We start from the raw sequence: 11007 nt of genomic DNA, 5'->3' as shown, positions 1-11007 counted from the left end.
CGGGCACGGCCGGGCCGCCCACCGGCGGTGGCGGTGTCGGCCGGTCGGCCGGTGGCGGTACGGCGGCGCTCACCGGCGCGGGCCCCCTGTCGGCTCGGATCGGGTGCGGTTCGGTCGGCTCGGACGGACGCGGTCAGTCGCGCAGGATCGCCAGCGCCCGGGCCAGGTCGTCCGGGTACTCGCTGACGAAGGTCACCTCGTCGCCGGTACGCGGGTGCAGGAAGCTCAGCGACCGGGCGTGCAGCCACTGCCGGCCCAACCCGAGTCGGGCCGAGAGGGTGGGGTCGGCGCCGTAGGTGATGTCGCCCACGCAGGGGTGCCGCAGTGTCGAGAAGTGCACCCGGATCTGGTGCGTGCGACCGGTCTCCAGGCGCACGTCGAGCAGGCTCGCCGACGGGAACGCCTCGATGGTGTCGTAGTGGGTGATGCTCGGCTTGCCGCCGGAGACCACCGCCCAGCGGTAGTCGTGGTGCGGGTGCCGGTCGATCGGGGCGTCGATGGTGCCGCGCAGCGGATCGGGGTGCCCCTGCACCACGGCGTGGTAGCGCTTCTCCACCTCGCGGTACTTGAACGCCCGCTTCAACGCGGTGTACGCCTGCTCGCTCTTGGCCACCACCATGATGCCGGTGGTGCCGACGTCGAGCCGGTGCACCACGCCCTGCCGCTCGGCGGCGCCGCTGGTCGAGATCCGGTGCCCGACGGCGGCGAGGCCGCCGATCACGGTCGGCCCGGTCCAGCCGGGGCTGGGGTGAGCGGCCACGCCGACCGGCTTGTCCACCACCACGATGTCGTCGTCGGCGTGGACCACGGTGAGGCCCGGGACCGCCTGCGGCACCACCGTCGGCGGCGCGACCGGGGCGGGCAGGGTCACCTCCAGCCAGGAGCCGGCCTTCACCTTGTGCGAGTTGGGCCGCGCAACCCCGTCGACCAGCGCGTCACCGGCGTCGACCAGGGCCGCCGCGGCGGTGCGGGAGAGCCCGAAGAGCCGGGACACCGCCTGGTCCAGGCGCATGCCGTCGAGCCCGTCGGGGACGGGCAGGGAACGCTGGTCACCGCCACCGGCGGCGAAGGCCGAGGTCACGCCCGCTCCCGGGGCTGAGCGCCGGTGGCGTCCCGGTCGTCGGCGGCCGCGTCGTCGGCGGGGCGTTGCGTACCGGCCCGGCTGCCGTCGCGCTGGCGGCCGGTCAGTTCGAGCAGCACGGCCAGGAGCACCCCGGAGACCAGCGCGCTGTCGGCCAGGTTGAACACCGGCCAGACCTGCCCGTACGGGTCGAAGAGGCTGACCATGTCCACCACGTGCCCGACGAAGTGGCCGGGGGCGCGGAAGATCCGGTCGGTGAGGTTGCCCAGCGCGCCGCCCAGCACCAGGCCGAGGGAGACCGCCCAGGGCAGGGACCGCAGCCGGACCGCCATCCAGACGATCCAGCCGACCACGCCGATGGTGATCAGCGGGAAGACCCAGGTGTGGTCCGCGCCGATGCTCCAGGCCGCCCCGCTGTTGCGGGTCAGGGTCAGGTAGACGGCGCCGCCGAGCAGGCGTACCGGCCCCCGGTCGTCGAGCGTCACCAGCGCGAGGTGCTTGGTGAACAGGTCGGCCAGCAGGGCCGCGAGGGCGATGCTGACCAGGACCACGACCGCCTTGCGGCGAGGCGTACCGTCGCCCGGCTCAGCGGTGCCGGATCCGGCGGTCGGTGCTGTGGTCATCGACTCCCCATCGACTGTCCGACGGTGAGCGGTTCACCGTCTCGCGTTCGTCACCGGGGAGCGGACGTCAGCGCCGCTCCTCCAGCTGCTTGCAGGTCACGCAGAGGGTCGCCGACGGGAAGGCGGCGAGCCGCTCGACCGGGATCGGGTTCCCGCACCGCTCGCACCACCCGTAGCCACCCTCGTCGAGGCGCTCCAGGGCCCGCTCGACCTGCGTGATCCGTTCCCGGATGCTGTTGGCGAGGGAGATCTCCTGCTCGCGCTCGAACGTCTTGGTGCCGGTGTCGGCCTGGTCGTCCCCGGCCGAGTCGGTCAGCCGGTCGCGCTGCAGCTCGGTGATCTCGCTCAGCGTCTGATCGTACTCGGCTCGCAGCTCGTCCCGTCGGGCCGCCAGGGCCGCCCGGATCTTCTCGGTCTCCGCCGCGCTGCGGGTGGCCTTCACCGCAGGCTTGCGGCCGGCGGTCCTGGTGTCGGCTGGCTTCGCCATCGTCAGCTCCCTCAGCCGCGTAGCGCGGCGGTCGGCGGTGTCCGGACAGGGGTCACCGGCCTGGCGTCCCCCACGTAACAAAACGGGCGCACGGCAACGAGGGCCGCGCACTCCGGAGGTTGGCAAGAATACGGAACGTACAGGCGTCCGACAACGTGGCGCACCGTCGTGCCGCTATTCAGCCCCTAGTAAGCCCTAATTGGGGCAAAGGGAACGCTAGCAGATCAGCCATCCCGATCCTCCCCGTACTCGCCAAACCACCTGGCCAGTCGACCCCGCCGACTGACCGCCCGCAACCGCCGCTCGACCTCGTCCCGCACCCCGGCGGTCGCCACGATCAACAGGCTGTCGCCCGCCTTGAGCCGGGTGTCCGGGCCGGGCACGAAACCCGCCCCGTCGCGCAGCACCAGGGTCACCGAGGCGCCCACCGGCAACCGCAGCTCGTCGACGTGCACCCCGGCCAGCCGGGAACCGGGCGGCACCGCCAACTGGAGCAGGTCGGCGCGCATCCGCTCCAGCGGCGCCGTCTCCACGTGGATCTCGGCCAGCTCGGCGGGCGCGGTCACCCGCAACCGGCGGGCCGCCGGCGCCAGCGTGCCCGCCTGCAGGAGCGTGAAGATCACCACCAGGACGAAGACCGCGTCGAAGAGCCGGTCCGCCCCGGGCACCCGCTCGGAGAGCGGGATGGTGGCCAGCACGATCGGCACCGCCCCGCGCAGCCCGGCCCAGGACAGGAACGCCTGCTCGCGCAGGTTTACCCGGAACGGCAGCGCGGCCACCAGCACCGACAGCGGCCGGGCCAGCAGCAGCAGGGCCAGGCCGGCGACCACCGCCGGCAGCACCGCCGCGTCCAGCCGGCTGGGCGTGGCCAGCAGCCCGAGCAGCACGAACAGCCCGATCTGGGCCAGCCAGGCCAGCCCGTCGGCGAAGCCCAGGATGGCCTGCCGGTGCGGCAGCCGGGCGTTGCCGAGCAGCACCCCGGCCACGTACACGGCGAGGAAGCCGGAGGCGTGCAGCACCGCCCCAGCGGCGTACGCCAGCACGGTGAAGCCGACCGCGGCGATCGGGTAGAGCCCGGACGAGGGCAGCGCCGCGCGGCGCAGCGCGAAGCGGCCGGTCAGCCCGGCGGCGAGCCCGACCGCCGCCCCCACGCCCAGCTCGTAGCCGACCAGGAACACCTCGTACCACCACGGGTGACCGCCTTCGGCGCCGCGGGAGAGCAGCACCACCAGGATCACCACCGGGGCGTCGTTCATCCCGGACTCGGCCTCCAGCGTGGCCACCAGCCGGGGCGGCAGGCGCAGCCGGCGCAGGGTGGCGAAGACCGCCGCCGCGTCGGTGGAGGAGAGCACCGCGCCGTAGAGCAGGGCGAGCCGCCAGTCCAGGCCGAGCAGCAGGTGCACCGCCAGGCCGACGACCAGGATGCTGACCAGCACCCCGACCGTGGACAGGGCGGCGGCCAGCCCGAGCACCGGGCGCAGGGTGCTCCACCGGGCGGTCAACCCGCCCTCCGCGATGATCACGATCAGCGCGCAGAAGCCCAGCACCCGGGTCAGCTCGGCGTCGTCGAAGCGGATGCCGAGACCGGCCTCCCCGATCGCCACCCCGAGCGCCAGGTAGACCAGCAGACTCGGTACGCCGAGGCGGGTGGAGAAGCGGACCGCGCCGATCGCCACCAGCAGGACGGCGGCGCCGAGCAGCAGCGCGAGGTCCAGCCCCGCCGTCACGGGCCACCGACCCGCAGCGCCCTCACCCGTCCGATCCGTCGCGCAGCCGGTGGAGCACGTCGGTCAACCCGGGGGTGGGACGCTCGACGGTGAACAGCTTGTCGCGGCTGGCCGCGCCGGTGCGCAGCGACACCGCGGCCGGTCGTACGCCGAGCGCGCCGGCCAGCGCCTTCCGGGCCGCCTCGGTGGCCCGCCCGTCCTCGACCGGGCGCAGCCCCCGTTGCAGCGTGCGGGACAGCTCGACCGGGTTGAGGTCCTTGGCCAGCTGCGGCTTACGCRSGGWCAGCACYASATSSWGCARCTGCCGTTCACCGGCGCGCACCTGGACGCCCGGATCACCACCGTGCTGCGCCGGGTCGGCCGGGCCAGCCGGACGGTGCAGCCGGCGGTGCACACGGTGGGCGGCCTGCGGGTGGACGTGGGCGAGCGCAGCGCGGTGCTCGACGGGGAGCCGCTGGCGCTGACCCGCAAGGAATTCGACCTGCTGGCGTATCTCGCCGCACGACCGGCCGGGTAGTGTCCCGCCGGGAGCTCTTGGAGGAGGTATGGCGGCAGCCGTCGGTCGGCGAGGACCAGACCATCGACGTTCACCTGTACTGGCTACGCCGAAAGATGGGCGAGTCCGCGGCGAAGCCGCGCTACCTGCGCACCGTGCGGGGGGTGGGCTTCCGACTGGTGGCCCCGGACTGAGGCTGGCGCTGGCCTACCTCACGGCCGGCATGTGCGCGCTGGTCGCGCTGGCGTTCCTGATCCCGCTCGGGGTGAGCCTGCGCGACGACGTCCGCGACGAGGCGCTGGCCGACGCGGCGCGGCGCAGCGCGCTGGTCACCGGGGCGCTGGCGGTCAGCACCGAACCAGCGGCCGTGCGACGGGCCGTGGAGGCCACCGGGGACGACCCGGCGACCCGGCCGGTGGTGCACGGGCTGGGCGGGGACGAGACGGCCGGCCGCGCCGCCGAGACGGACCTGCAACGGGCCCGCACGGAGAAGCGGTCGGTGGTCACCGACGTCTCCGGCGGGGTGCTGCGGCTGGACCCGGTGGTGCTCGACGGCCGGGTGGCCGTGGTCGAGGTGTTCGTCCCCGAGGCCGACCTCGACGAGGGCTCCGGCGGCACCTGGCTGCTGCTCGCCGCCGTCGCCGTGGCCCTGGTCGGCGCCGCCGTGATCGTGGTGGACCGGTGGCGGCCCGCGCGGTCGACTCCACCCGAGGGCTGGTCAAGGCGACCCTGGCCGTCGGCGACGGCGACCTGGGCGTACGCGTCGAGCCGAGCGGCCCGCGGGAGCTGGCCGAGGCCGGGTACGCGTTCAACCGGATGGCCGACCGGCTGGTCGCCTCCCGCACCGACGAACGGGAGCTGGTGGCGGACCTGTCGCACCGGCTGCGGACGCCGCTGACGGTGCTGCGGCTGGACGCCGAGGGGCTGGACTCCGACGACACCAGCGTCGGCTCGTTCACCCCGGCCGAGCTGGACCGGCGGCGCGCGATCCGGCGCATCCGGCAGGCGATCGTCACCCTCGAGGGTGAGATCGACGTGCTGATCAAGACCACCCGCAAGGCGGTGGCCCACGAGGCCGGGCCGGCGGAGTGCGACGTCAGCGAGGTGGTCCGGGACCGGATGGTGTTCTGGGCGGCCCTGGCCGGCGACCAGAACCGGCCGCACCGGGTCAGCGGCGCCCAGCTGCGCATCCCCGCGCCGGTGCCGCGCGCCGAGCTGGCCGCCGCGTTGGACGCGGTGATCGGCAACGTGTTCCGCTACACGCCGCAGGGGACGGCGTTCGAGGTGGCGGTCTCGCGCCGGGACGGCTACGTGGCGATCCGGATCGACGACGCCGGCCCCGGCATCGCCAACCCGGACCGGGCGTTGCGCCGGGGCGCCAGCGACCAGGGCTCCACCGGGCTGGGGCTGGACATCGCCAAGCGGGTGGCGTTGCAGGCCAACGGTTCGGTGAGCATCGACCGGGCCCGGCTGGGCGGGGCCAGCGTGGTGATGCTGCTGGCCGATCCGGAGGCGACGCCCCGGCAGGTCAACCGCTTCGGGCTGGTCGGCCGGATGGCCCGGGAGGCCCGGGAGCAGAAGACCAGCAGGCGCCGGTGGCCCCGGCAGCGTCCCGCCGACGACTGACCACCACGACCGGCAGCGCCGTTCCGCGACCGGGACGCCCCGGCGGCGAGGCGGGCGGGCGTTGGTTGTGCGGTGGCGCAAGTCTTCCTTAGATCCGGATTAACGCGGGCGCCGACGCGGCGGGACGCTGCCAGGATCAGGGAGAACCCATCAGCTCCACCGGTCTTGTCGCCCCTGACAACTGCCGGCCGGTGGAGCCCGAGCGCGCGGCGGGGGCACGGTCCCCCCACACCCGCTCCCGCCGCGCGCCCCACCTCTCAGCGACCGTCGTGAGGTGACCCGATGAGCCCCTCCGTGACCCGGCTGCTGCGCTGGGCCGCCGTGGTCGGCGCGGGCATCGCCCTCACGCTCGCGCTCTGGCAGGACCCGGTGCTGGCGGACGGCGTCGCCCCGCCCGCGATCCGGACGCCGACCGCCGCGACACCGGTCACGCTCGCTGCCCCGGCCGCTCTCGACCTGACCGCCTCCAAGCCCTGATGCTTCGGCGGAGACCGGCGCCCCGGCGCGGCCGGCCGACCTGGGGTCCGGCCGCGCGACGTGCTCCGCAGGCTCAGCGCGTCCCGGCGGCCAACCAGGCGTCGATCTCGGCGCTGATCCGGGCCTTCTCGCCCGGTTCGAGGAACGAGGCGGTCACCCCGTCCCGGGCCAGCGCGGCCACCCCCTCGGGGCCGACGTCGAGCAGCGCGGCGGCCACCGCGTACTCGTCGTTGAGGGTGGTGCCGAACATCGGCGGGTCGTCGGAGTTGATGCTGACCAGCACACCGGCGTCGACCAGCCGCCGCAGCGGGTGCTCCGCCAGCCGCGCCACGGCCCGGGTACGGACGTTGGAGGTCGGGCAGACCTCCAACGCGATCCGGTGCTCGGCCAGGTACGCCAGCAGCTCCGGGTCCTCGGCGGCGGAGATGCCGTGCCCGATCCGCTCGGCGCCCAGGTCGCGCAGGGCGTCCCAGACCGTCTGCGGGCCGGTGGTCTCCCCCGCGTGCGGCACCGAGCGCAGCCCGGCCGCCCGAGCCTGGTCGAAGTACGGCTTGAACTGCGGCCGGGGCACCCCGATCTCGGGACCGCCGAGGCCGAAGCTGATCAGCCCGTCCGGGCGCTCCTCCAGGGCGATCCGCAGGGTCTCCTCGGCCGCCGGCAGCCCGGCCTCGCCGGGGATGTCGAAGCACCAGCGCAGGGCGATGCCGAAGTCGGCCTCGGCCCGCTTGCGGGCGTCCTCGATCGCCTCGCAGAACGCCGGGGCGGGGATGCCCCGGCGCACGTGCGAGTACGGGGTGATGGTCAGCTCGGCGTATCGGACCTGCTGACGGGCCAGCTCGCGAGCCACCTCGTGGGTGAGGATCCAGACGTCCTCCGGGTCGCGGATCAGGTCCACGACGCTGAGGTACACCTCGATGAAGTGGGCGAAGTCGCGGAACGCGAAGTAGTCGGTGAGCGCGGCCGGGTCCGCCGGGACCGGGCTGCGCCCCTCGTGCCGAGCGGCCAGCTCGGCGACGATGCGGGGCGAGGCGGAGCCGACGTGGTGCACGTGCAGCTCCACCTTGGGCAGTCCGGCGATGAAGGTGGGCAGGTCGGTCACAGGTTCTCCTCTGCGCGGGCGACGGTACGGGCGACGGTGAAGATCCGGCGGAACGGGAAGTACACCTGACCCTGCCGCACCGGGTACGCCTCGGCGAGGCGTACCCCCAGCTCGGCCCGGAAGTCCGCCCAGTCGGCGGCGGCCAGCGCGGCCCGGACCGGTCGCAGCGCGGTCCCCTCCATCCAGGCCAGCACCGGGTGGTCGGCGGCGGGGTCGGCCGGCAGAGGTGCACGTTGCGGATCCACGGGCGGGTGCGCAACCCGATCGAGCTGAGCTTCGCCGACCTGCTCGCCCGGCCGATGGTGGAGCGGTACGTGACCCTGGCCTGCGTCTCCAACGAGGTGGGCGGGGACCTGATCGGCAACGCCCGGTGGTTGGGCGTACCCCTCAAGGAGTTGCTGGACGAGGCGGACCCGGAGGAGGGCGCGGACCAGGTGGTGGGGCGCTCGGTCGACGGCTGGACCTGTGGCACCCCGACGGCGGTGCTGCGGGACGGGCGGGACGCCCTGCTGGCGGTCGGGATGAACGGCGAGCCGCTGCCGGTCGAACACGGCTTCCCGGTCCGCATGGTGGTGCCCGGCCTGTACGGCTACGTCTCGGCGTGCAAGTGGGTGACCGAGCTGGAGCTGACCAGCTTCGCCGACTTCGACGCGTACTGGGTGCCGCGGGGCTGGTCGGCGCAGGGACCGGTCAAGACCCAGTCCCGGATCGACACGCCCCGCCCGCGCAACCGGCTCACCACCGGCCCGGTCATGGTGGCCGGGGTGGCCTGGGCCCAGCACCGCGGGATCAGCCGGGTCGAGGTACGCGTCGACGGCGGCCCATGGCGGGAGGCGACGCTCGCCCCGACGGTGTCGGTGGACACCTGGGTGCAGTGGTCCTGGCGCTGGGACGCCACCCCGGGCGAGCACACCCTCCAGGTTCGGGCGACCGATGCCACCGGCGAGACGCAGACCGGCCGGGAACAGCCGGTCGAGCCGGACGGCGCCACCGGCTGGCACACGGTCAAGGTCACCGTCCGCTGACCCCGCCCCGGCCACCCCAGGTGCGCCGGTCGTGATCGGTCCGCGCACGCGAGTTCGCCGTTTGCGGTGTGTCGCGGTGTCCCGACGGCTGCGACACCGCGACACGCCGCAAACGGAGTCGCTCCGGCGGCCGGACCGGGCGCGGCTCGGCGCCCCGGAGGGCGACGCCCTGCGGCAGGTGGGGCTGATCCGTTCACGTCATCAGATCCGTAGCGTCTCCGACCCACCTGCCGCCCGGACCGGGACCAGACCGGGGCCAGGCCGGGACCAGACCGGGACCGGGACCAGAACCAGACTGGGACCGGGACCGGGATCAGAGTGGGGTCAGACCCGGCCTGGCCGACCGGCCAGGGCCGCGGGCCGGGAACGCGCCGACGCCGCGCTCCGGTTTGCGGAGCGCGGCGTCGGTCGGGGTCTCTCGGCCGGGGTCAGGCGACCTTGCGCTGGTCCGGCACGGCGGACTTGTGCGGGCGGCCCAGGCGGGCCTCCAGCCGGGCGATGTCGACCCGGGTCTGCCGACGGTCGGCCAGGTCCTCCCAGCCCAGCGCGAGCAGCCGCAGCCGCTCGGACTCGCTGAAGCCGCCCCAGACGCCGTACGGCTCGCGGACGGACAGCGCGTGGGCGGCGCACTCGGCCCGGACCGGGCAGGCCCGGCAGACGGCCTTGGCGCCGGACTCGCGGCGCAGCCGGGATGAGCCGCGCTCGCCGTCGGGGTGGAAGAACTGCGCGCTGTCGCGGCCCCGACAGGCACCGAGCCGCTGCCAGTCCCACAGGTCGACGATGGGTCCGGGCAGTCTACGTACGTTCGACATCAGCACCCCTCCTCCCGCGCGGCACCGCGGAGGTCTCGTTCGCATCCGGTGTCCGGGCGGCGGTCCGCGCAGGCGCACCGGTTCCGGCCTGGCGTCTCGGTACCCGACCTTTCCCCGACTCACACTTCTGTGATCGAAAACCTCGGACAAGTCGCGGCATATGCCCTGGATGTCGGAAAAGTTCGGAGGATTGCGGGGAACCTCCACCCCGGCCCAGCCGGCCATGGTCTGCTCTCTGCGGAGAGGAGACCACCGTGCGTACCGTTCTCGTCTGCGTCCGGACACCGCTCGCCGCGCAGCAGTTGACCTCGGCCGCCGCCCGGCTCGGCCTGGCCGCGGTCGTGCGGACCGCCGTCTCCGATCCCGAGGTGATGCTGCGGCTGGCCGAGCGCCCCGTCGACGTCGTGCTCGCCGACACCGCCCTCACCCGACCCGACAGTGCCGGCTTCGTCCGCCGGGTGCTCGCCCGTGCGCCACAGGCCGCCGTGCTGCTGCTCGGGGCCGAGGAGTCCGAGGCCGCCGCGGCGACGATCAACGCCGGGGCCCGGGGGCTGATCCAGGGCACCGACCACGACCTGACCAGCGCGGTGGCCAAGGCGCTGCTGCTGCTCTCCGCCCCCGGCCGGACGGCCCGGAACCGGGTCACCGACCGCTGAAGCCGCCCCAGACGCCGTACGGCTCGCGGACGGACAGCGCGTGGGCGGCGCACTCGGCCCGGACCGGGCAGGCCCGGCAGACGGCCTTGGCGCCGGACTCGCGGCGCAGCCGGGATGAGCCGCGCTCGCCGTCGGGGTGGAAGAACTGCGCGCTGTCGCGGCCCCGACAGGCACCGAGCCGCTGCCAGTCCCACAGGTCGACGATGGGTCCGGGCAGTCTACGTACGTTCGACATCAGCACCCCTCCTCCCGCGCGGCACCGCGGAGGTCTCGTTCGCATCCGGTGTCCGGGCGGCGGTCCGCGCAGGCGCACCGGTTCCGGCCTGGCGTCTCGGTACCCGACCTTTCCCCGACTCACACTTCTGTGATCGAAAACCTCGGACAAGTCGCGGCATATGCCCTGGATGTCGGAAAAGTTCGGAGGATTGCGGGGAACCTCCACCCCGGCCCAGCCGGCCATGGTCTGCTCTCTGCGGAGAGGAGACCACCGTGCGTACCGTTCTCGTCTGCGTCCGGACACCGCTCGCCGCGCAGCAGTTGACCTCGGCCGCCGCCCGGCTCGGCCTGGCCGCGGTCGTGCGGACCGCCGTCTCCGATCCCGAGGTGATGCTGCGGCTGGCCGAGCGCCCCGTCGACGTCGTGCTCGCCGACACCGCCCTCACCCGACCCGACAGTGCCGGCTTCGTCCGCCGGGTGCTCGCCCGTGCGCCACAGGCCGCCGTGCTGCTGCTCGGGGCCGAGGAGTCCGAGGCCGCCGCGGCGACGATCAACGCCGGGGCCCGGGGGCTGATCCAGGGCACCGACCACGACCTGACCAGCGCGGTGGCCAAGGCGCTGCTGCTGCTCTCCGCCCCCGGCCGGACGGCCCGGAACCGGGTCACCGACCGGCCCGGGACAC

The 11007-nt window shown here is 74.4% G+C and carries 8 protein-coding genes and 7 pseudogenes; 6 read left to right on the top strand and 9 right to left on the bottom strand.

Going from position 1 to position 11007, the window contains the following annotated elements:
- Positions 1-133: 133 nt before the first annotated feature.
- The 5 genes from JNW89_RS16285 to JNW89_RS16265 form a co-directional block, all read right to left on the bottom strand.
- The gene (locus JNW89_RS16285; protein ID WP_238449557.1) at positions 134-1081 is read right to left on the bottom strand and encodes an RluA family pseudouridine synthase; all 948 of its coding nucleotides are present in this window, start codon (positions 1079-1081) and stop codon (positions 134-136) included.
- Positions 1078-1704 (bottom strand): signal peptidase II, encoded by a 627-nt coding sequence (gene lspA / locus JNW89_RS16280; protein WP_238449556.1) that lies wholly within the window; start codon positions 1702-1704, stop codon positions 1078-1080. Before lspA ends, JNW89_RS16285 begins: the two co-directional genes overlap by 4 nt.
- A gap of 67 nt (positions 1705-1771) precedes the next feature.
- Positions 1772-2191, bottom strand: a complete 420-nt coding sequence (locus tag JNW89_RS16275) for a TraR/DksA C4-type zinc finger protein (protein ID WP_154943859.1) — start codon at positions 2189-2191, stop codon at positions 1772-1774.
- A gap of 224 nt (positions 2192-2415) precedes the next feature.
- Positions 2416-3918: a potassium/proton antiporter gene (locus tag JNW89_RS16270; protein ID WP_238449555.1), complete on the bottom strand. Its 1503-nt coding sequence runs from the start codon at positions 3916-3918 to the stop codon at positions 2416-2418.
- A gap of 22 nt (positions 3919-3940) precedes the next feature.
- Complete coding sequence (locus JNW89_RS16265) at positions 3941-4183, bottom strand: DUF167 domain-containing protein (RefSeq protein ID WP_306344872.1); 243 nt, start codon at positions 4181-4183, stop codon at positions 3941-3943.
- Positions 4184-4222: 39 nt separating this feature from the next.
- Here JNW89_RS16265 and JNW89_RS16260 point away from each other — a divergent pair.
- The 3 genes and pseudogenes from JNW89_RS16260 to JNW89_RS16250 all read left to right on the top strand — a co-directional run.
- Positions 4223-4608, top strand: a pseudogene (locus JNW89_RS16260) (winged helix-turn-helix domain-containing protein); the annotation flags it as partial.
- Positions 4609-4637: 29 nt separating this feature from the next.
- Positions 4638-6040 (top strand): annotated as a pseudogene (locus tag JNW89_RS16255) (ATP-binding protein).
- Between the two features lie 282 nt (positions 6041-6322).
- On the top strand, positions 6323-6517 hold the full coding sequence (locus tag JNW89_RS16250) for a hypothetical protein (RefSeq protein ID WP_238449554.1): 195 nt from the start codon (positions 6323-6325) through the stop codon (positions 6515-6517).
- Positions 6518-6590: 73 nt separating this feature from the next.
- Here the strand turns inward: JNW89_RS16250 and JNW89_RS16245 are convergent, their stop codons facing one another.
- Positions 6591-7616 (bottom strand): adenosine deaminase, encoded by a 1026-nt coding sequence (locus JNW89_RS16245; RefSeq protein WP_238449553.1) that lies wholly within the window; start codon positions 7614-7616, stop codon positions 6591-6593.
- Positions 7613-7819 (bottom strand): annotated as a pseudogene (locus JNW89_RS16240) (trans-aconitate 2-methyltransferase); the annotation flags it as partial. The gene JNW89_RS16245 and the pseudogene JNW89_RS16240, both read right to left, overlap by 4 nt.
- A gap of 30 nt (positions 7820-7849) precedes the next feature.
- Here JNW89_RS16240 and JNW89_RS16235 point away from each other — a divergent pair.
- Positions 7850-8641: pseudogene (locus JNW89_RS16235) on the top strand (molybdopterin-dependent oxidoreductase); the annotation flags it as partial.
- A 428-nt stretch (positions 8642-9069) separates the two neighbouring features.
- On the opposite strand, the gene JNW89_RS16230 reads toward JNW89_RS16235, so the two are convergent.
- A complete protein-coding gene (locus JNW89_RS16230) occupies positions 9070-9453 on the bottom strand; it encodes a WhiB family transcriptional regulator (protein WP_154941882.1) in 384 nt (127 codons plus the stop codon).
- Between the two features lie 254 nt (positions 9454-9707).
- On the opposite strand from JNW89_RS16230, the pseudogene JNW89_RS16225 reads away from it, so the two are divergent.
- A pseudogene (locus JNW89_RS16225) lies at positions 9708-10103 on the top strand (helix-turn-helix transcriptional regulator); the annotation flags it as partial.
- 1 nt (position 10104) lies between these two features.
- On the opposite strand, the pseudogene JNW89_RS16220 reads toward JNW89_RS16225, so the two are convergent.
- Positions 10105-10344, bottom strand: a pseudogene (locus JNW89_RS16220) (WhiB family transcriptional regulator); the annotation flags it as partial.
- 254 nt (positions 10345-10598) lie between these two features.
- On the opposite strand from JNW89_RS16220, the pseudogene JNW89_RS16215 reads away from it, so the two are divergent.
- Positions 10599-11007: pseudogene (locus JNW89_RS16215) on the top strand (helix-turn-helix transcriptional regulator); the annotation flags it as partial.

Source organism: Micromonospora sp. 4G55, assembly GCF_016803375.1.
Note: the sequence above shows the minus strand (reverse complement) of the source record. Positions and strands in the feature narration are given on the sequence as shown.

Excerpts from the sequence above, each read along its gene's own strand:
- lspA (WP_238449556.1), bottom strand. The coding sequence starts at position 1,704 with ATGACCACAGCACCGACCGCCGGATCCGGCACCGCTGAGCCGGGCGAC.
- JNW89_RS16230 (WP_154941882.1), bottom strand. The coding sequence starts at position 9,453 with ATGTCGAACGTACGTAGACTGCCCGGACCCATCGTCGACCTGTGGGAC.
- JNW89_RS16250 (WP_238449554.1), top strand. The coding sequence starts at position 6,323 with ATGAGCCCCTCCGTGACCCGGCTGCTGCGCTGGGCCGCCGTGGTCGGC.
- JNW89_RS16275 (WP_154943859.1), bottom strand. The coding sequence starts at position 2,191 with ATGGCGAAGCCAGCCGACACCAGGACCGCCGGCCGCAAGCCTGCGGTG.